The 19,783-nt window shown below is 71.5% G+C and carries 15 protein-coding genes and 1 riboswitch; of the genes, 11 read left to right on the top strand and 4 right to left on the bottom strand.

The annotated features are described in order from the left end of the window. Window positions 1-248 precede the first annotated feature (248 nt). Window positions 249-1,787, bottom strand: a complete 1,539-nt coding sequence (locus ACGFSH_RS17460) for an MFS transporter (RefSeq protein ID WP_393349349.1) — start codon at window positions 1,785-1,787, stop codon at window positions 249-251. Between the two features lie 559 nt (window positions 1,788-2,346). On the opposite strand from ACGFSH_RS17460, the gene ACGFSH_RS17455 reads away from it, so the two are divergent. Next, window positions 2,347-3,135, top strand: a complete 789-nt coding sequence (locus ACGFSH_RS17455) for an ABC transporter ATP-binding protein (RefSeq protein WP_329410755.1) — start codon at window positions 2,347-2,349, stop codon at window positions 3,133-3,135. After that, a complete protein-coding gene (locus ACGFSH_RS17450; protein ID WP_393349347.1) occupies window positions 3,132-5,717 on the top strand; it encodes an ABC transporter permease in 2,586 nt (861 codons plus the stop codon). Before ACGFSH_RS17455 ends, ACGFSH_RS17450 begins: the two co-directional genes overlap by 4 nt. 163 nt (window positions 5,718-5,880) lie before the next feature. On the opposite strand, the gene ACGFSH_RS17445 is transcribed toward ACGFSH_RS17450, so the two are convergent. Next, complete coding sequence (locus ACGFSH_RS17445) at window positions 5,881-6,438, bottom strand: phospholipase A2 (protein ID WP_393349345.1); 558 nt, start codon at window positions 6,436-6,438, stop codon at window positions 5,881-5,883. A gap of 502 nt (window positions 6,439-6,940) precedes the next feature. Between ACGFSH_RS17445 and mfd the strand changes: the two genes are divergently transcribed. After that, complete coding sequence (mfd, locus tag ACGFSH_RS17440) at window positions 6,941-10,474, top strand: transcription-repair coupling factor (protein WP_393349343.1); 3,534 nt, start codon at window positions 6,941-6,943, stop codon at window positions 10,472-10,474. 117 nt (window positions 10,475-10,591) lie between these two features. On the opposite strand, the gene ACGFSH_RS17435 is transcribed toward mfd, so the two are convergent. Then, window positions 10,592-10,777, bottom strand: coding sequence for an antitoxin (locus tag ACGFSH_RS17435; RefSeq protein ID WP_393349342.1), 186 nt, complete (start codon window positions 10,775-10,777; stop codon window positions 10,592-10,594). A gap of 217 nt (window positions 10,778-10,994) precedes the next feature. Here ACGFSH_RS17435 and ACGFSH_RS17430 point away from each other — a divergent pair, with 217 nt between their 5' ends. Both ACGFSH_RS17430 and ACGFSH_RS17425 read left to right on the top strand, forming a co-directional pair. Then, window positions 10,995-11,126 carry a hypothetical protein gene (locus ACGFSH_RS17430; RefSeq protein ID WP_393349340.1) on the top strand — a complete coding sequence of 44 codons (132 nt, stop codon included), beginning with the start codon at window positions 10,995-10,997 and terminating at the stop codon, window positions 11,124-11,126. Further along, a complete protein-coding gene (locus ACGFSH_RS17425) occupies window positions 11,116-11,916 on the top strand; it encodes an HNH endonuclease family protein (RefSeq protein WP_393349338.1) in 801 nt (266 codons plus the stop codon). Before ACGFSH_RS17430 ends, ACGFSH_RS17425 begins: the two co-directional genes overlap by 11 nt. Before the next feature lie 105 nt (window positions 11,917-12,021). Here ACGFSH_RS17425 and ACGFSH_RS17420 read toward each other — a convergent pair whose 3' ends face one another. Beyond that, window positions 12,022-12,411 carry a hypothetical protein gene (locus ACGFSH_RS17420; protein WP_393349336.1) on the bottom strand — a complete coding sequence of 130 codons (390 nt, stop codon included), beginning with the start codon at window positions 12,409-12,411 and terminating at the stop codon, window positions 12,022-12,024. Between the two features lie 323 nt (window positions 12,412-12,734). Here ACGFSH_RS17420 and ACGFSH_RS17415 point away from each other — a divergent pair, with 323 nt between their 5' ends. The 6 genes from ACGFSH_RS17415 (at window position 12,735) to ACGFSH_RS17390 (ending at window position 19,477) form a co-directional block, all read left to right on the top strand. Continuing rightward, the gene (locus ACGFSH_RS17415; RefSeq protein ID WP_393349334.1) at window positions 12,735-13,565 is read left to right on the top strand and encodes a glycoside hydrolase domain-containing protein; all 831 of its coding nucleotides are present in this window, start codon (window positions 12,735-12,737) and stop codon (window positions 13,563-13,565) included. A 218-nt stretch (window positions 13,566-13,783) separates the two neighbouring features. After that, window positions 13,784-14,428, top strand: coding sequence for a SurA N-terminal domain-containing protein (locus tag ACGFSH_RS17410; protein WP_393349332.1), 645 nt, complete (start codon window positions 13,784-13,786; stop codon window positions 14,426-14,428). Window positions 14,429-14,522: 94 nt separating this feature from the next. Then, window positions 14,523-15,563, top strand: coding sequence for a nucleoside triphosphate pyrophosphohydrolase (locus ACGFSH_RS17405; RefSeq protein WP_393349330.1), 1,041 nt, complete (start codon window positions 14,523-14,525; stop codon window positions 15,561-15,563). Window positions 15,564-15,805: 242 nt separating this feature from the next. Further along, window positions 15,806-17,113, top strand: coding sequence for a cytochrome P450 (locus ACGFSH_RS17400; protein WP_393349329.1), 1,308 nt, complete (start codon window positions 15,806-15,808; stop codon window positions 17,111-17,113). Between the two features lie 189 nt (window positions 17,114-17,302). After that, entirely contained in the window at window positions 17,303-18,370 is a 1,068-nt protein-coding gene (locus tag ACGFSH_RS17395; RefSeq protein WP_393349327.1) for a transglycosylase family protein, read from the top strand. A gap of 205 nt (window positions 18,371-18,575) precedes the next feature. After that, window positions 18,576-18,760, top strand: a riboswitch (cyclic di-AMP (ydaO/yuaA leader). A 3-nt stretch (window positions 18,761-18,763) separates the two neighbouring features. Beyond that, window positions 18,764-19,477, top strand: coding sequence for a transglycosylase family protein (locus ACGFSH_RS17390; protein WP_393349325.1), 714 nt, complete (start codon window positions 18,764-18,766; stop codon window positions 19,475-19,477). Window positions 19,478-19,783 lie beyond the last annotated feature (306 nt).

Here is a 19,783-nt window from a genome sequence, read left to right as displayed (position 1 = left end):
ATGGCTCGGGTCCGTGGCGGCGGACCGCAGGGAGGTGGGGGGCGAGGCACGCACGCTACTCGGGAGTAGGCCCGCTGCGAAGTCTTTTCGTCAAACTGGCTGGTCGGTATGCGCTTACTGCGCGGCAGGATGCCTGACCTGCGGTGTTACCGCCGTTAACCCTTCGACTCCGGAGACCGGGCGGGCTCGCTCCGCCCGCGCCCTCCCGCGAGGTTCGTTCCTCCCGCGAGGTCTCTTCCGGCCGAGGCTCATTCCGGCAGTGGGGGTTCCGTCCGTGCGGGTCGTTCCGAGCGGACGGGGAAGCGGCGCGGGGCCAGCGCCAGCAGGACGACGAACGCCAGGGCCGCCGCGCAGGCCGCGCCCAGGTACACGGCGTGCACGGCGTCGGCGACCGCCCGGCGCGTCGCGTCGGGGACCGCGCCGGCGCCGAGGTCGCGGGCGAGCGCGTCGAGGTCGCCCGCGCCGCCGAGGCGGGCGGCCAGCACGCCGTTGGCCACCGCCCCGAAGAGGGCCGCGCCGAGCGTCTGGCCCGTCTGCCGGCAGAACAGTACGGACGCGGTGGTCGTCCCGCGTTCCGACCAGCCGACCGTCGACTGCACGCCGACGATGAGCGGCAGCTGGAAGAGGCCCAGCGCGCCGCCGAGCAGCAGCATCAGCGCCGTCGGCTGCCAGGCGTGGCCGGGATACGGCAGCAGCGGGAACGCGAACAGGATCAGGGTGGCCGTGCCGATCCCCAGCAGAGCGGTGTCCCGGAAGCCGATGCGCCGGTAGACGTGCTGGCTGAGGGCGGCCGACAGCGGCCAGCTCACCGTCCACACGGACAGCACGAACCCGGCGGTCACCGGGGCGAGGCCCAGTACCGCCTGGGCGTACGTCGGCAGGAAGACCGTCGGGGCCACCATCAGCAGGCCCAGCGCGCCCAGGGCGAGGTTGACCGCGGCGATCGTCCGGCGGCGCCACACCCAGCCGGGGATGACCGGCTCGGCGGCACGGCGTTCGACGGCCACGACGACGCCGGCCAGCGCCAGCCCCGCGCCGAACAGGGACAGCGACGGCGCCGACCACCACGGCCAGGCCACCCCGCCCTGCACCAGCGCCGTCAGCAGCGCCCCGCCGCACGCGAACACCGCCAGCGCGCCCGCCCAGTCGACGCGCGGCCGCGGCCGCCCCTCCGGGCCGGCCTCGCGCCGCGGTTCGTGCAGATGCCGGACGATCAGCCACAGGGCCGCCGCCCCCACGGGCAGGTTGACGAGGAAGATCCAGCGCCAGTCGGCGTAGGCGGCCAGCACCCCGCCCAGGCCCGGCCCCGCGATCGCGGACACCGCCCAGACCGTGGACAGCTTCGCCTGGATCTTCGGGCGTTCCTCCAGCGGGTAGAGGTCGGCGGCGAGCGTCTGCACGGTGCCCTGGAGCGCCCCGCCGCCCAGGCCCTGCACGACGCGGAAGGCGATCAGCGCCCCCATGTTCCAGGCCAGCGCGCACAGCAGCGAGCCGATCAGGAACAGGGCCGCCCCCGCGACCAGGACCGGCTTGCGGCCGAAGGTGTCGGAGAGCTTGCCGTAGACCGGCAGGGTGACGGTCACGGCGAGCAGGTAGCCGGAGAACAGCCAGGAGAAGACGGAGAAGCCGCCGAGGTCGCCGACGATCTGCGGGACGGCCGTGGAGACCACGGTGGAGTCGAGGGCGGCCAGCGCCATGGACAGCATGAGCGCGGCGGCGACCGCTCCTCGCCCGTGCGCCCGCGCGGGCCGCCCCGCCTCGCGCGTCGCGGGTCTCGTGTCCCCCACCTGATTCCCTCCCCGTGTCCCGTGTCCTTGTGTCCCCGGTTCCCGCGTCCCCGTGTCCCGGCGGCCCGGTGCGTCCTCGGGCCGATTCTCCGTGTCCCTTCCACCCGGTCGGCGGAACGCAGCCTCCCACTTGCGCCTCACGCGACGGCAGGGCGCAGGCTGAGCGGGCCGCAGGGTGGAGACGACCCCGAGAACATCTCCACCCCGCGGTGGACTGCCCCTAGGGGTATCTCCGCACTACGACTGGGGGAGGGTTCGTACCGGCGGAGGAGGAGACGGGCTCCGACGGTCCTTAACCTGGCTTTACGCCGCCGACGGGGGTGGACGGCGAACGGCACGGGGGCGGACAGCCCCCGTGCCGGGGGGTGGGGTTAACCCCCCGGGAAGAGGGGCCCGAGCACCAGCGCGCGCAACCGCCTCCCGCGACAGACTCTTCGACACAGCACAGCAGCTTCACCGCCCGACCGCTTCACCGCCCGACCGCTTCACCGCCTCACCGGCGGGGGCGCCGGGCGCGGCACCGCGTCATCTTTCTGATATCCGACTTAGGAGACTTACCGTGACATCGGCTGTGACCATTCCCAGGCACGGGGGCACTGGAGGGCGTACGGCCGTTGCCGCGCGGGCGCGGCAGGTCGTGAAGGCGTACGGGTCCGGTGAGACCCGCGTCGTCGCCCTGGACCACGTCGACGTGGACATCGCCCGCGGTCAGTTCACCGCGATCATGGGCCCCTCGGGGTCCGGCAAGTCCACCCTGATGCACTGCCTCGCCGGGCTCGACACCGTCTCGTCCGGGCAGATCTACCTGGACGAGACCGAGATCACCGGGCTGAAGGACAAGAAGCTCACCCAGCTGCGCCGGGACCGGATCGGGTTCATCTTCCAGGCGTTCAACCTGCTGCCCACGCTGAACGCGATAGAGAACATCACGCTCCCGATGGACATCGCCGGCCGCAAGCCCGACCAGGCGTGGCTGCGCCAGGTCGTGGAGACCGTCGGCCTCGCCGACCGGCTCAAGCACCGTCCCACCCAGCTCTCCGGCGGTCAGCAGCAGCGCGTCGCCGTGGCCCGCGCCCTGGCCGCCCGCCCGGAGATCATCTTCGGCGACGAGCCGACCGGCAACCTCGACTCCCGCGCCGGCGCCGAGGTCCTGGGCTTCCTGCGCCGCTCGGTGGACGACCTGGGCCAGACCATCGTGATGGTCACGCACGACCCGGTCGCCGCCTCCTACGCGGACCGGGTGCTGTACCTGGCGGACGGCAGGATCGTCGACGAGATGTTCAAGCCGACCGCCGAGACCGTCCTGGACCGCATGAAGGACTTCGACGCGCGGGGGCGTACGTCATGACCGTGCTCAGAACCTCGATGCGCAACTTCTTCGCGCACAAGGGACGCATGGCGCTGTCGGCCGTGGCGGTCCTGCTGTCGGTGGCGTTCGTCTGCGGGACGCTCGTGTTCACCGACACCATGAACACGACGTTCGACAAGCTCTTCGCCGCGTCCGCGTCCGACGTGACGGTGAGCGCGAAGGGCGCCTCGGACTCCGGTGAGACGACCGCCGACAACGGCAAGCCGCCGGTCATGCCGGCGTCCGTGCTCGACAAGGTCCGCCGGGCGCAGGGCGTGAAGTCGGCGCAGGGCTCGGTCTTCTCCAGCGCGGCGACCGTCGTCGACGCCGACAAGGACAGCCTGTCGCCGTCCAGCGGCGCGCCCACCATCGTCGGCAGCTGGAACGCCAACGAGGCCCGCACCATGGAGATCACGCAGGGCGCGGCGCCGAAGGGCGCCGACCAGATCGTGGTCGACGAGGACACCGCCGACAAGCACCACCTCAAGCTCGGCGACCGGCTCGGTGTGATCACCGCGGTCGGCACGCACACCGCGAAGATCTCCGGCATCGCCACCTTCCAGGTCACCAACCCCGGCGCGGCGATCTTCTACCTGGACACCGCGACCGCCCAGACGACGCTGGTCGGCCAGCCGGACGTCTACACGAACGTCAACGTCATGGCGGCGGCCGGGGTGAGCGACGCGCAGCTGAAGAAGAGCGTCACGGCCGAGATCGGCGCCGGCTACAAGGTGCAGACCGCCAAGGAGGCCTCCGACGCCAGCCGGGCGGACGTGGGCGACCTGCTGAACGTGATGAAGTACGCGATGCTCGGCTTCGCCGGGATCGCCTTCCTCGTCGGCATCTTCCTGATCATCAACACCTTCTCGATGCTGGTCGCGCAGCGCACCCGTGAGATCGGCCTGATGCGGGCGATCGGCTCCAGCCGCAAGCAGATCAACCGGTCCGTCCTCGTGGAGGCCCTGCTGCTCGGCGTGGTCGGCTCGGTCCTCGGGGTCGGAGCGGGCGTCGGCGTCGCCGTCGGCCTGATGAAGCTCATGGGCATGACCGGTATGAAGCTCTCCACGGACGACCTGACGGTCGCCTGGACGACCCCGGTGATCGGCATGGTCCTCGGTGTCGTCGTCACGGTGCTGGCGGCCTACCTGCCGGCCCGCCGGGCCGGCAAGGTCTCGCCGATGGCCGCGCTGCGCGACGCGGGCGCCCCGGCCGACGCCAGGGCCGGCGTGGTGCGGGCCGTCATCGGCCTGGTGCTCACCGGCGCGGGCGGCGCGGGCCTCTTCCTCGCCGCCGCCGCGGACAAGGCCGCCGAGGGTTCGCTCTGGCTGGGCATGGGCGTGGTGCTGAGCCTGATCGGCTTCGTCGTGATCGGCCCGCTGCTGGCCGGTGCGGTCGTGCGGGCGCTGGGCGCGGTCCTGCTGCGGGCCTTCGGTCCGGTCGGACGGATGGCGGAGCGCAACGCGCTGCGCAACCCGCGGCGCACCGGCGCCACCGGCGCGGCCCTGATGATCGGCCTCGCGCTGGTCGCCTGCCTGTCGGTGGTCGGCTCGTCCATGGTGGCCTCCGCGTCGGAGGAGCTGGACAAGAGCGTCGGCACGGACTTCATCATCCGGGGCCGCAACGACGGCGGCCAGCTCGTGACCCCGCAGGCCGTGCAGGCCATCAAGTCGACGCCGGGCCTCGCCCGGGTCACCGAGTACAAGCTGGCCGACGCCGACTTCACCACGCCCGACGGCGCGAAGCTCGACGACACGAGGATCACGGCGGCCGACCCGACCTACGCGACCGACCTGCGCGTCGAGACCGTCGCCGGCCGGCTCGCCGACGCCTACCGCCCCGACTCCATGTCGGTCCACGAGAAGTTCGCCAAGGACCACAAGATCGCCCTCGGCTCGCAGATCGCGGTCGCCTTCCGGGACGGCTCCACGGCCCGGCTGACGGTCCGGGCGATCACCAGCAGCGACGGCGTCATCGACCAGGGCGCGATGTACACCTCCATCGCCACCCTGAAGAAGCACGTCCCGGCCGGCAGACTGCCGCTGGACGCGATGGTCTTCGCCAGCGCGAAGGGCGGGCAGCAGGACACCGCGTACACCGCGCTGAAGTCGGCGCTGCACGACTACCCGCAGTACGTGGTCCGCGACCAGACCGACTACAAGCAGGAGTTGAAGGACCAGATCGGGCAGCTGCTGAACCTGATCTACGGTCTGCTCGCTCTGGCGATCATCGTCGCGGTCCTCGGTGTGGTGAACACCCTGGCCCTGTCGGTGGTCGAGCGCACCCGGGAGATCGGCCTGATGCGGGCGATCGGCCTCTCGCGCCGCCAGCTTCGCCGCATGATCCGCATGGAGTCGGTCGTCATCGCCCTGTTCGGCGCGCTCCTCGGCCTCGGCCTGGGGATGGGCTGGGGCGCGACCGCCCAGCAGCTGCTGGCCCTGGAGGGCCTGAAGGTCCTCGACATCCCGTGGCCGACCATCACCGGCGTGTTCATCGGCTCCGCCTTCGTGGGCCTGTTCGCGGCCCTGGTGCCGGCGTTCCGGGCGGGCCGCATGAACGTCCTGAGCGCGATCGCGACGGACTGACCGGCCGCCCGGCACGGGACGCGGGAGTCCCGGACGGCCGGGAAACCGGACAGCGGGGAAACCGACAGCGGGGAAACCGACAGCGGGGCACGGAGAGTTTCTCTCCGTGCCCCGCTGTCCGCTGTGCGCGTGTGCCGCTCGTCCGGGTGCGGCCCCGGCCGGATCAGCCGGCGGCGCGGACCGCGTTGTAGTACTTCTTCGCGGCCTTGTAGCAGGCCGCCTTCAGCCTGCTGCGCTCGGAGGCCGGGAGCGGGTCGGCCCAGATGCGGTGGCCGCAGACCCGGTTCAGGTCACCGAGGAGCGCCTTGTCGACGCGCAGCTTGTGGTCCCGCTTGAACGCGGCGTTGCCCACCAGGTTCTTGTAGTTGCGGTACGAGAAGTCGTGGCGGTAGCAGCCCCACTTGAAGACGTAGCCGCCCGGCAGCGTGTCCGGCGAGTAGCTGCAGTAGTCGGTGTGCCAGTTGAAGTTGTACTTGTTGATCGACGCCCGGCCGGCGTTGTGGTCGCCGAGCGCCGCGTCCCACTTCATCGAAGAGGCCTCGGAGTTCTGGGTGAGGGTCTTCAGCTTGGCGAGCTTCTGCGCCTTGGTCACGGCAGCCGCCGCCGTGGGGGAGGCGGATGTGTGGGAGGCGGCGGAATCGGCCAGTGCGGGCGTCGCTCCCGCGACGAGGAGGAAACTCGAAAGAGCGATGCCCGGCACTGCGGCGCGCAACTTGTTCAAGGGTGTAATTCCTTTCCGGATGAATGTGGCCGTCATCGTGGCACGGCCGCGCCGGGCGGGCGATCGCTTTTTCGGCGGTATCGGCGCACGGAATTCGGAGTCGGTTATTCCGTGCCATCTGACCTGCGCTTTCCTGGCGCTCTCCGCTCGAAAGACAATCCCGCCTCATGCCGGAGACGGCATATCCGGGCAGGGAGACGCGGGTCACCGTCCGGGCTCTCGGCGGGCAAGCTCAGATGTTGCTCAAATCATCCCCGTGAATTCCTGGTATGGGATACCGGCGCGAGCGCATTTCGTTCTGTGACGCCCGGAAAGGACCGGAAAGGAGACGGGACGGACTTCTCGGGAATGGCCGGGAAAGCCGCGGGGAAACGGCGGACGCGACGATCGGGACACCGAAGCGGCAGGGCGGTCCGGCCCCCGGCGTCGTACGCTTGGCAGCCCCGGCCCGTTCGACGTGTCGGGCTGTTTGCGATGCCCCTCCTCAGACGGAAAGCCCCCCATGAGCCTGCACGGTCTGCTCGACGCCGTCGTCAAGGACGCCGCCCTCGCGGAAGCCATCACCGCGGCCGCCGACGGCAACCGCATGCACGTCGACCTGGTCGGCCCGCCGGCCGCCCGCCCCTTCGCGATCGCCGCCCTCGCCCGCGAGAGCGGCCGCACGGTCCTCGCCGTCACCGCCACCGGCCGTGAGGCCGAGGACCTGGCCGCCGCCCTGCGTTCGCTGCTCCCGCCCGACGGCGTCGTGGAGTACCCCTCCTGGGAGACGCTCCCGCACGAACGCCTCAGCCCCCGCAGCGACACCGTCGGCCGCCGCCTGGCCGTCCTGCGCCGCCTGACCCACCCGCGCCCCGACGACCCGGAGACCGGCCCGGTCTCCGTCGTCGTCGCACCCGTGCGCTCGGTGCTCCAGCCCCAGGTCAAGGGCCTCGGCGACCTGGAACCGGTGGCCCTGCGCTCCGGGCAGACGGCCGACCTGAACGAGATCGTCGAGGCGCTCGCCGCGGCCGCCTACGCGCGCGTGGAGCTCGTCGAGAAGCGCGGCGAGTTCGCCGTGCGCGGCGGCATCCTGGACGTGTTCCCGCCCACCGAGGAACACCCCCTGCGCGTCGAGTTCTGGGGCGACGACGTCGAGGAGATCCGCTACTTCAAGGTCGCCGACCAGCGCTCCCTCGAGGTCGCCGAACACGGCCTGTGGGCCCCGCCCTGCCGTGAACTCCTGCTGACGGACGACGTCCGCACGCGCGCGCGTGCCCTCGCCGAGGAGCACCCCGAGCTGGGCGAACTGCTCGGCAAGATCGCCGAGGGCATCGCGGTGGAGGGCATGGAGTCCCTCGCGCCCGTCCTCGTCGACGAGATGGAACTGCTGATCGACGTCCTGTCCAAGGGCGCGATGGCCGTCGTCTGCGACCCGGAGCGGGTGCGCACGCGCGCCGCCGACCTGGTGGCCACCTCGCAGGAGTTCCTGCACGCGTCCTGGGCGGCCACGGCGGGCGGCGGCGAGGCGCCCATCGACGTCGGCGCGGCCTCCCTTTGGTCGATCGCCGACGTCCGCGAACGCGCGCGCGAGCTGGACATGATGTGGTGGTCGGTGTCGCCGTTCGCCGCCGACGACGAGCTGGACGACGGCACGCTGAAGCTCGGCATGCACGCCCCGGAGACGTACCGCGGCGACACCGCCAAGGCCCTCGCCGACACCAAGGGCTGGCTCGCCGACGGCTGGCGCGTCGCCTTCGTCACCGAGGCCCACGGCCCGGCCGCCCGCACGGTCGAGGTGCTCGGCGCGGAAGGCGTCGCCGCCCGCCTCGACAGCGACCTCACCGAGCTGAGCCCGTCCCTCGTGCACGTCTCCTGCGGCTCGATCGACTACGGCTTCGTCGACCACGCCCTGCGCCTGGCCGTCCTCACCGAGACCGACCTGTCCGGACAGAAGGCGGCCGGCAAGGACGGCGCCCGCATGCCCGCGCGCCGCAGGAAGACCATCGACCCGCTCACCCTGGAGGCGGGCGACTACATCGTCCACGAGCAGCACGGCGTGGGCCGCTACATCGAGATGGTGCAGCGCACCGTCCAGGGCGCCACCCGCGAGTACCTGGTCGTGGAGTACGCGCCCGCCAAGCGCGGCCAGCCGGGCGACCGCCTCTACATCCCCACCGACCAGCTGGAGCAGATCACCAAGTACGTCGGCGGCGAGGCCCCCACCCTGCACCGGCTCGGCGGCGCCGACTGGACGAAGACGAAGGCGCGCGCCAAGAAGGCCGTCAAGGAGATCGCCGCCGACCTGATCAAGCTGTACAGCGCGCGGATGGCGGCCCCCGGTCACGCCTTCGGCACCGATACGCCCTGGCAGCGCGAGCTGGAGGACGCCTTCCCCTACGCGGAGACGCCCGACCAGCTCACCACCATCGCCGAGGTCAAGGACGACATGGAGAAGACGGTCCCGATGGACCGCCTGATCTGCGGCGACGTCGGCTACGGCAAGACCGAGATCGCCGTGCGCGCCGCCTTCAAGGCCGTCCAGGACGGCAAGCAGGTCGCCGTCCTCGTGCCGACGACCCTGCTCGTGCAGCAGCACTTCGGCACCTTCAGCGAGCGGTACGCGCAGTTCCCGGTGAAGGTGCGCGCACTGTCCCGCTTCCAGACCGACACCGAGGCCAAGGCCACCCTGGAGGGTCTGCGCGAGGGCTCGGTGGACGTCGTCATCGGCACCCACCGCCTGTTCTCCTCCGAGACCAAGTTCAAGGACCTCGGCCTGGTCATCGTCGACGAGGAGCAGCGCTTCGGCGTCGAGCACAAGGAGCAGCTGAAGAAGCTCCGCGCGAACGTCGACGTCCTGACCATGTCGGCGACCCCGATCCCGCGCACCCTGGAGATGGCCGTCACCGGCATCCGCGAGATGTCGACGATCACCACGCCCCCGGAGGAGCGCCACCCGGTGCTCACCTTCGTCGGCCCCTACGAGCAGAAGCAGATCGGCGCCGCCGTCCGCCGCGAACTGCTGCGCGAGGGCCAGGTCTTCTACATCCACAACCGGGTCGAGTCGATCGACCGGGCGGCCGCGCGACTGCGCGAGATCGTGCCCGAGGCGCGCATCGCCACCGCGCACGGCCAGATGTCGGAGACCGCGCTGGAACAGGTCGTCGTCGATTTCTGGGAGAAGAAGTTCGACGTGCTCGTCTCGACGACGATCGTCGAGTCCGGCATCGACATCTCCAACGCCAACACCCTGATCGTGGAGCGCGGCGACACCTTCGGCCTGTCCCAGCTGCACCAGCTGCGCGGCCGGGTGGGCCGCGGCCGCGAACGCGGCTACGCCTACTTCCTCTACCCGCCGGAGAAGCCCCTCACGGAGACCGCCCACGAGCGGCTCGCGACGATCGCCCAGCACACCGAGATGGGCGCGGGCATGTACGTCGCGATGAAGGACCTGGAGATCCGCGGCGCGGGCAACCTCCTCGGCGGCGAGCAGTCCGGCCACATCGCGGGCGTCGGCTTCGACCTGTACGTCCGCATGGTCGGCGAGGCCGTCGCGGACTACCGGCGTCAGCTGGAGACCGGCGAGATCGAGGAGGAGCCGCCGCTCGAGGTCAAGATCGAGCTGCCGGTCGACGCGCACGTCCCGCACGACTACGCGCCCGGCGAGCGGCTGCGGCTCCAGGCCTACCGGGCCATCGCCTCCGCCAACTCCGAGGACGACGTGAAGGCCGTCCGGGAGGAACTCGTCGACCGGTACGGCAAGTTGCCCGAGCCGGTGGAGAACCTGCTGCTGGTGGCGGGGCTTCGGATGCTGGCCCGTGCGTGCGGCGTCGGCGACGTCGTCCTCCAGGGCCCCAACATCCGCTTCGCGCCGGTGGAGTTGCGCGAGTCGCAGGAACTGCGCCTGAAGCGGCTGTACCCCGGCTCGGTCATCAAGCCGGCCGCCCACCAGGTCCTCGTCCCCCGCCCGAAGACCGCGAAGGTCGGCGGCAAGCCGCTGGTCGGCCGCGAACTGCTCGGCTGGGTGGGGGAGTTCCTGGCCACGGTCCTGGGCTCGTAGGACAGGAGCGGGAGCAGGAGCGGCGGCCGCCGCCGCCACGTGCGGAAGCCGCCCGCGGGGAGATTCCTCCCTGCGGGCGGCTTCGCCGGAACGGCGCGGGCTACGGCCGGGCGCCGGCTACGGCTGTTCGGGCCGGTCCTCGTCCATGCCGAGCCGCTCGTGCAGTTTGCGCTGCCCGGTGTCGACCTGGGACTCGTACTTGTCGCCCGTCTTCTCGTTGACCGTGCGCTCGGCGGTGTCGGACATGTCCCTGGCCTTGTCCTGGGCCGCCTTGTTGCTCTTGAACCTGTCGAAGATGCCCATGCGAGCTCCTTTGCGAAGGTGACTCCCCTCCGACGATATTCCCGAGATGCGGCAGATGCCCACTCGAACCCCCGCGGTGGTCTGGACCACCCGCCGCCCGCCCGTCGCCACCTCCGCCCGTCACCTCCGCGCGCCCCCTCGCTACGGTGTGTGCGAGTCCCCGGCTGGGGAATCCGCCCTGTGCGGGGTGGCGGCAGGCAGGCAAGGGGAGGGGCGCGTGAGGCGTCTGAGGGGCGGGACGGCGGCTGCCGTCGTGCTGACGTGTGCCATGACGGTCGTCCGTGTGCTGCGCGGCACGACCGCAGGAATTCCACTGCTGGTCGAGGGGGGCGTGCGCTGTGCGCACTGAGACGCACACGACGCGCGGCGGCGGGAGCCGGCGCGTTCTTCTGGCGGTCACCGCGGTGGTGACCGTCGCCTCCCTGACCGGCGGCTGCAAGGTGACCACAGCACCCGCGGACGGCGGGCCCTCCGGTTCCGCCGTCCCGACCGCCGCCGCCGGCCGGGCCGTGAGCCCGCTGGACAACGCCGACGGCACGAAACCGGGGCTGGCGGCGATCACCTCCGCTGCGGACAAGGCGAAGGCGCGCTCGTTGATCGAGAAGGTGAAGACGAAGGGGCGCGGCCCGAAGACGGGGTACGCCAGGGACAAGTTCGGCTACGCCTGGATGGACTCGGCTCCGGGCGGCGTTCCCTTCGCCCACAACGGGTGCGACTCACGGAACGATCTCCTGAAACGCGATGGCGAGAAGGTCCGCTTCCGCACCGGCTCCGACTGCGTCGTCACCGCCATGACCCTCCGCGACCCGTACACGGGCAGGACCATCGAGTGGACCAAGGCCCATGCCGCGAAGGTGCAGATAGACCACGTGATGCCGCTGTCCTACGACTGGCAGATGGGCGCCGCCCACTGGACCAAGGACAAGCGGGAGGACATCGCCAACGACCCCCTCAACCTGATTCCGGTGGACGGCCCCACCAACGGCGCCAAGAGCGATTCGGGCCCGGCCGCCTGGCTCCCGCCGAACAAGCTGATCCGCTGCTCCTACTCGGTGCGGGTGGCGCAGGTGTCCTTGAAGTACGACCTGCCGGTCACGGCGGCCGACAAGGAGACGATGCTGGAGCAGTGCGGAGGCTGACCGCCGTTCACCAGGAGACGCCACGCAAGGACACGCGCCTGCCCGGCCCGTGAACCCTCCGTCGGCGACGGCGGTCGCGGCCGCACGGCTGCGCGTCCGCCACGGCTACCGCCCGTAGGGGTAGCCCTGCTGGTAGGGGTTGGTCTGCGCCGTCCCGTACGCGGGGCCCGGCTGCTGCGGCTTCTTGTCGAAGACCGCGAAGAGCAGCAGCACCGTCGCCGTCACCAGGGCCGTCAGGAAGGTCATGCCGAAGTAGGCGTCCCCGTCGTCGTTGTCCGAGACGGCCGTCATGGTCACGATCACGCACTCGTACAGGGAGAAGGCCCCGACGGCCGTCCAGTCCGAGGGCAGTCCGCGGCGGATCGCCGCGTACAGGAAGGGCACCCACGCAAGGAAGCCCAGCGAACCCCACACCAAAGCCGTCCAGGCCAGGCGCTGGACCCAGCCGCCCTCCAGCCGTCTGCCCCGGTCCGCCGCCGTCGTCGGCATCGTCATGTCGCCCCCCAAGTCACCAGGGGGCAAGGGTAGGGCACGGGCCGACCCGGGCGTGGACCGCGTGGGGCGTCGGTTCTTTACCGTGGCGTAGGCGAATCTTGCCTGGGTGCGGGAGTCCCGTTTTCCGACGGCTGGGACGCCGCGGGGTACGGTGCGATCCGTTTTGCTGTTCAGGACGTCGAGACGACGCCGTATCGTCGTGCCTCGAACGCAGCGCCACAGGGTCCCGGCGGCGCCTCGCGGCGCACCGACAGGAGACCTGGCGAGACACTGCCGCGCGGAGCCGTAGGCGCCGTGCGCACACACGAACGATGGGGTGGGGGATGGCCGAGCACCGGCAGTCCAGAAAGCGCAGATACATCACGTGGGGCGTGGCCGGAGCGGCCGTGCTCGCGGGGGCCGGCATAGCGGCGCAGACCTCGATGGCGGCCACCACCTGGCCCGCCCAGAAGACCTACACCGGCCGGGCCTTCGACGCCTGCACGGCGCCGTCGCTGGCCGCGATGAAGGCCTGGAAGACCGACGGGTACTACGGCGGCGCCGCCGTCTACGTCGGCGGCAAGAACCGGGGCTGCGCGCAGCCCAACCTGACGGCCTCCTGGGTGAAGTCGGTCAACGCGGTCGGCTGGAAGCTGATCCCGCTCTACGTCGGCGCCCAGCCGCCCTGCCAGACGGGCTCCAGCCCGGAGAAGATCACCGCCGCCACGGCCACCTCCCTCGGCGCGAAGGACGGCGCGGACGCGGTCGCCAAGGCCTCGGCGCTCGGCATGAAGGCCGGCAGCCCGATCTACCTCGACATGGAGGCGTACGACATCACGAACAAGGCGTGCAACGACGCCGTGCTGGCGTACGTGCGCTCCTTCACCAAGACGTTGCGCGCCAAGATCTACCGGGGCGGCTACTACGGCTTCAGCAGCTCCAGCGCCAAGGCCATCGCCACGGCGACCGACAAGACGGACCTGCCGGGCAACCTCTGGTACGCGCTGTGGGACGGGAAGTACACCACGACCACCGACTGGCCGTGGGGCTCCACCCAGTTCACCAACCACAGCCGTGGTCACCAGTACCAGGTCAACAGCAAGGAGACCCGCGGCGGTTACACGATCACCGTGGACCGCGACGCGTGGGACGCCCCGGTCGCCATCGTCGGCTGAACCGGAGCAGGAACCGATCCGGAAGCGGGTCACGGAGGGCGGGGCGTGACGCGCGGGGCTGAGCGCTCGCACCCCGGTGCGGGCGGTGGCCGCGCGCGGCGGTGCCCGAAGTCCTGGTGAATCGTTGGTCGAATGGGTTGGCCCCAGGCCTGCCACTGCCTACCATCGATCACCGCAAGACTTTGTGCACCGTCGCACAATCTCCTCGGGAGGTTTCCTTGCACCGCCGTCGTCGCACCGCGCTCCTGCTGTCCGCCGTGATCGCGGCGGCCCCCCTTCTGGCCGCCTGCGGGAGTGACGCGCATCCCGGCGCGGCGGCCGTCGTCGGCGGGCAGCGGATCACCGTCGCCCAGCTGGAGGGCCGGGTGAAGGAGGTCCGCGCCGCCCAGCGCGCCGCCGTCACCGACGACACCCAGTACGCCCAGGCCGTCGCCCAGACGGGCACCCTCACCCGCGACACCCTGCACAGCATGGTCCTCGACCGGGTGCTCCAGCGGGCCGCCGAGGACGCGGGCGTCACCGTCACTCCGCGCGAGGTCCAGGAGATGCGGGCGGGGCTGGAACAGCAGGCCGGGGGCTCCGAAGGTCTCCAGAGGGCGTGGCTCCAGCAGTACGGCATCCCGCCCCGGCGTCTCGACGAGAACCTCCGTCTCCAGCTGGAGGCCCAGAAGCTCGCCACCGAGCTGGGCACGAACACCAGCCAGCCCGCCTTCTGGAACGCGCTGTCCAAGGCGTCCACGTCGCTCGGCGTCGACCTCAACCCGCGCTACGGCAGCTGGGACGCCCGCAAGGTCGCCCGCGTCGACGCGAAGACCCCCTGGGTGCACGAGATCTCGACGGCGGGGAACCAGCAGACCACGTGACGGCGTCGCCGTTGCGACCCGCCCGGTGTGATGAACGCACCGGGCCTGTGGACAACTCTCCGGGCCGCCGCCGGGTGTGCGTTACGTTCGAGGTGTGAACGCATCCAGCCCGTCCAGCGGCCGCCCGGCCGGCGGTCCCGCCGCGGTCGTCGCCGGTCCCTCCGTCGCCGGTCCGTCCGTCCCCGGCCGCATCGTCCTGCTCACCACCAGCCACCGCGTCGCCCCCGGCCTGCTGTCCTGGCCCGCCTGGCAGGCCCTGCGCACGGCGGACCGGGTGCTCTGCGCGGACGGCGCGCATCCGCAGCTGCCCTATCTGCGGGACGCCGGTCTCGGCGTCGAGGAGACGTCCCCGACCGCCGAGGGCCTCGTCGCCGCCTGCGAAGGCGGCCGCACCGTCGTCGTCGTGGCGACCGGCGAGGGCGAGCCCGCGCTCACGGACGGGCTGGCCCGGCTGGCGGGCTCCGGCCGTGTGGCGATGCCCGAGCTGGAACTGCTCCCCGCCTCCTACGACCTGCCCGGGGCCCGCCTCCTCGACCTCGTCCAGGTCATGGACCGCATCCGGGCCGAGTGCCCCTGGTCCTCCCGGCAGACCCATCGGGACCTTGCGAAGTACGCCGTCGAGGAGTCCTACGAACTGGTCGAGGCCATCGAGGACGGTGACCGCGACGAACTCCGCGAGGAACTGGGCGACGTCCTGCTCCAGGTCGTCTTCCACGCCCGCATCGCCGAGGAGGACGAGGAGTCCCCCTTCTCCGTCGACGACGTCGCGGGCACGATCGTCGCCAAGCTCATCCACCGCCACCCCCATGTCTTCGGCGACGCCACGGCAACGACCCCGGAGGAGGTCAAGGAGCACTGGCTGCGCACGAAGGCGGCCGAGAAGCGGCGCGCGTCCGTGACGGACGGCGTCCCCCTCCATCAGCCCGGGCTGGCCCTCGCCACCAAGCTGGTGGCGCGCGCCCGGACGGCTGGACTGGACGTGGCACTGCCGGCCGCCGACGGCATCGGCTACGAACTGCTCGCCCTCGCCGCCCGCGCCGAGTCCGAGGGCGTGGACCCCGAGGCGGCGCTCCGCGCGGCGGCCCGCGCCTACCGCGACGCGATCCGCGCCACCGAAGGCATACCGCAGGAGTAGCACGGCCGCCCTTCGCGCCCGCGGCGGGCCGAGCGGGCGGGCGGCGGCGCGGGCCGAGCGTGCGGGGCGAGCGTGCGGTGGCTGACCACTTCCCGCCGCCTGCCCGGCCCGCCCCACGCCGACCCGCGGTTCGCCCCGCCCGCCTCCTCGCTCGCCCCTGCCACCCCCGCCCGACGGAACGCGTCCTCGCTCGCCCCCCGCCTGACGGAACGCGTCCTCCGGTGTCCGGCTACCGTCGTGGAGTGACCAACCCGCCCCGCCCCCAGGCCGACGTCCCGCCCGCTCCCGAGTTGTTCACCTGGGAGTTCGCCACCGACCCCTACCCGGCCTATGCCTGGCTGCGCGAGCACGCGCCCGTGCATCGCACGCGACTGCCCAGCGGTGTCGAGGCATGGCTGGTCACGCGGTACGCCGACGCGAAGGAGGCTCTCGCCGACCAGCGGCTGTCGAAGAATCCGGCGCACCACGACGAGCCCGCGCACGCGAAGGGGAAGACGGGCATCCCCGGCGAGCGCAAGGCCGAGCTGATGACGCATCTGCTGAACATCGACCCGCCCGACCACACCCGGCTGCGCCGCCTGGTCAGCAAGGCGTTCACGCCCCGCCGGGTCGCCGAGTTCGCGCCCCGGGTGCAGGAGCTGACCGATCAGCTGCTGGACCGGTTCACGGAGCGGGGCGAGGCCGACCTGATCCACGACTTCGCCTTCCCGCTGCCCATCTACGCCATCTGCGACCTGCTGGGCGTCCCGCGCGAGGACCAGGACGACTTCCGGGACTGGGCGGGCATGATGATCCGGCACGGCGGCGGGCCGCGCGGCGGGGTCGCGCGGTCGGTGAAGAAGATGCGCGGGTATCTGCTGGAGCTGATCCACCGCAAGCGCGCGGAGCTGCCCGCCCGGCCGGCGCCGGGCGAGGACCTCATCTCGGGCCTCATCCGCGCCTCCGACCACGGTGAGCACCTCACCGAGAACGAGGCCGCGGCCATGGCGTTCATCCTGCTGTTCGCGGGCTTCGAGACGACGGTCAACCTCATCGGCAACGGCGCCTACGCCCTCCTCACCCACCCCGAGCAGCGTGCGCGCCTTCAGAGGTCGCTCGCCGGGGATGACGACCCCACCCTGCTGGAGACGGGCATCGAGGAACTCCTGCGCTACGACGGGCCCGTGGAACTGGCGACGTGGCGGTTCGCGACCGAGCCGCTGCGGATCGGCGGGCAGGACATCGCGCCGGGCGACCCGGTCCTCGTCGTCCTCGCGGCGGCGGACCGCGATCCCGCGCGGTTCGCGGATCCCGATGTGCTGGATCTGTCCCGCCGTGACAACCAGCACCTCGGTTACGGCCACGGCATCCACTACTGCCTGGGTGCGCCGCTGGCCCGGCTGGAGGGACGGACCGCGCTCGCCACTCTCCTCACGCGGCTGCCAGACCTCCGACTGGCGGCGGATCCGGCCGAGTTGAGGTGGCGGGGCGGGCTCATCATGCGCGGGCTGCGGACGTTGCCGGTGGAGTTCGCCCCGGAACGCTCCGGCACCGGACAGGTCCGGATCTGAGCGAAAGTCAGCCGGAGTGTGACCGTTCGACGGAGCAAACGTGACCGGTCCTCAACTCTGTGATCTTCACGTGATCTGCGCGGCATGAACTTGTGACAAGTGATCGTCTGCCTATACGTTCACTCGTCAGCGCGACGGGCCGGTCTCGGACGTCGCGCCGGTCACTGCTGTCCAGAGAAAGGCCCTCGCATGCTCTCCGGGAACGGTCGGCACCGTCGCCCCCGTCAGGCTCCGGCCCTCCTCGTCGCGGCCGGGGTGACCGGTTCGGCCATCGCCATCCCGCTGCTGGCCGCCTCCGGCGCCAGCGCCGCCGACGGCACGGTGTGGGACAAGGTGGCGCAGTGCGAGACCGGCGGCTCGTGGAGCGCCGACAAGGGTGACGGCGAGTTCGGCGGTCTGAGCCTCAGCCAGAAGGACTGGGAGACGTACGGGGGGCTCGACTACGCGGCCCGTCCCGACCTGGCCAGCCGCAACCAGCAGATCGCGGTGGCCCAGAAGGTGCTCGCGGCGCAGGGCATCGGCGCGTGGGGGACCTGCGGGCTGACGTCCGGTCTCACCAAGGCGAACGGCGCGCTGCCCGTGGACACGGGCCTGGCGGACGACTCCTCCGGCTCGGCCTCCTCCGGACTGTCCGATCTGTCCCGGGGGCTGTCCGGATCGTCCGGTTCCGGCTCGTCGGACTCGACGGGCTCCTCCGGCGGTTCGGGTGACGGCTCGTCCGGCGCGGGCGGATCGTCCGACTCGTCCGACTCGACCACCGATCCCACCGGTTCGCCTTCGGAGTCCGCTTCCTCCTCTTCCTCGGCTTCGTCCTCTTCGTCCCCTTCGGCCTCTTCCTCCGCCGCGGGCGAGTCCACCGGCTCCGCCGCGGGCAAGGGGGCGGGCGCTACGGGCGACGGATCGCCCACGGTCTCCCCGGAAGTGAACGAGTCGGACAATTCGGGCCAGGAGGTGGGCTCTTGGAGTCTCGTCGACACCGGCTCCCTCGGCTCCGGCCGGCACCGTGGGCCCACGGCCGACGAGAACACGGCCAAGAGCGCCACGGACGTCGCGCCGAGCGGCACCGCCCCCGCCACCGCCGGCCGGCACGCCGCGGCCACCTACGTCGTCCAGGAGGGGGACTCGCTCGCGTCCATCGCCGACTCCCTTGGCCTCGACGGCGGATGGCGTGCCCTGTACGCCGAGAACAGGAGCCTCATCGGCGACGACCCGAGCGACATCGCACCCGGTCAGACGCTCGACACAGGGGTCGAATAGGGCGCAAAACCCGGTAAATACAGCGGGAGTTCACGTCACACTTCGCGCCTAATGTCCGCTTTGGTGAAAGTGTGGGATGAGTCTCAGAAGCCCTGATCGTCTTTGAAATTCGGCGGATCACGTGTCTACGGTCGAGGCCGCTCGGCAACCCGAGCCCCGGCCGTCGCAACGCCGAATCCTGCCAGCGGCAGCCCGGGAACAGTCGTCGCGTCAAGCGCCGTAGGCAGGAGCGGGGGACCCAAGGTAAGTGCCGGGACCGGCTGTAGAGGCTGGATCCGGCTTGGGGTGAAGCCGCCCCTCCGGGAAGCATCGCTTCCGCGGAGGAGCGGCCGGGCAACTCACACGGCCCGAACCCGACAGCTCACCTCGCAGGCGTCGGTGAGGGGATCCACCATGCTGTTTTCCGCCAAGGGCAAGCACCGTCGTCCGTCCAAGGCCACCCGCGCCGCCGCTCTGGCCGGCGTCACCGGTGTCGCCATCGCCGCCCCGCTGATGGCGGCCGGCAACGCCTCCGCCGCCACCGCCTCCGAGTGGGACACGGTCGCCCAGTGCGAGTCCGGCGGCAACTGGTCCATCAACACCGGCAACGGCTACTACGGCGGCCTGCAGTTCTCCGCCTCCACCTGGGCCGCGTACGGCGGCACGCAGTACGCCGCGCAGGCCAACCAGGCCTCCAAGTCGCAGCAGATCTCCGTCGCCGAGAAGGTCCTCGCCTCCCAGGGCAAGGGCGCCTGGCCGGTGTGCGGCACGGGCCTGTCCGGCGCCTCGTACAACGGCGGCTCCGACTCCTCGAACTCCTCCGGTTCGTCCAGCTCCTCCAACTCCTCGGACAGCGGCGCCAGTGCCCGCTCGACCGAGAAGCAGAGCGCCTCGCGCTCCACCGACCGCCCGGCCGCCACCAAGAAGTCCAAGACGGTCACCACCCCGACCGGCAAGAAGGTCAAGAAGGGCGACGGCGAGTACAAGGTCGTCAAGGGCGACACCCTCAGCTCCATCGCCGAGAAGCACAAGGTCAAGGGCGGCTGGCACAAGCTGTTCGAGCTGAACAAGGACATCGTCGAGGACGCGAACCTCATCTTCCCGGGTCAGCAGCTGCACCTGAAGTGACAGCCGGCTCCCCGGCGAGCCCCAGCGCCCCCACGGCCGAGGCCCGCACACTGAGGGCCTCATGAGGACCCGGTGAGGGCCGCCCCCGTCCCCACGGGCTCCCCGCTCCGGTGCGTGTTCCCCCGTACGCACCGGAGCGGGGTTTCTCTGTGTCCGGGCGCCCGTCCGCGGGCCTCCGGCGGCCTTTCTCGGCCACCCCCTTTGTTCCGGGCGTGAACAATAGGTACGGTCTCTCTGTCCACGGGACGGTCGGTCGGCTGCCGACGGCCCGGGGACGGTTAGGCTCTAGCCGCAAGGCCCGTCGCG

It is taken from the genome of Streptomyces sp. NPDC048481 (assembly GCF_043200075.1).
GTDB lineage: Bacteria > Actinomycetota > Actinomycetes > Streptomycetales > Streptomycetaceae > Streptomyces.
This window is presented reverse-complemented; position numbering and strand designations above follow the sequence as displayed.

Coding starts and splice junctions, on each gene's coding strand:
- ACGFSH_RS17450 (WP_393349347.1), top strand. CDS start 3,132: ATGACCGTGCTCAGAACCTCGATGCGCAACTTCTTCGCGCACAAGGGA.
- ACGFSH_RS17390 (WP_393349325.1), top strand. CDS start 18,764: ATGCTGTTTTCCGCCAAGGGCAAGCACCGTCGTCCGTCCAAGGCCACC.
- ACGFSH_RS17395 (WP_393349327.1), top strand. CDS start 17,303: ATGCTCTCCGGGAACGGTCGGCACCGTCGCCCCCGTCAGGCTCCGGCC.
- ACGFSH_RS17415 (WP_393349334.1), top strand. CDS start 12,735: ATGGCCGAGCACCGGCAGTCCAGAAAGCGCAGATACATCACGTGGGGC.
- ACGFSH_RS17420 (WP_393349336.1), bottom strand. CDS start 12,411: ATGACGATGCCGACGACGGCGGCGGACCGGGGCAGACGGCTGGAGGGC.
- ACGFSH_RS17435 (WP_393349342.1), bottom strand. CDS start 10,777: ATGGGCATCTTCGACAGGTTCAAGAGCAACAAGGCGGCCCAGGACAAG.
- mfd (WP_393349343.1), top strand. CDS start 6,941: ATGAGCCTGCACGGTCTGCTCGACGCCGTCGTCAAGGACGCCGCCCTC.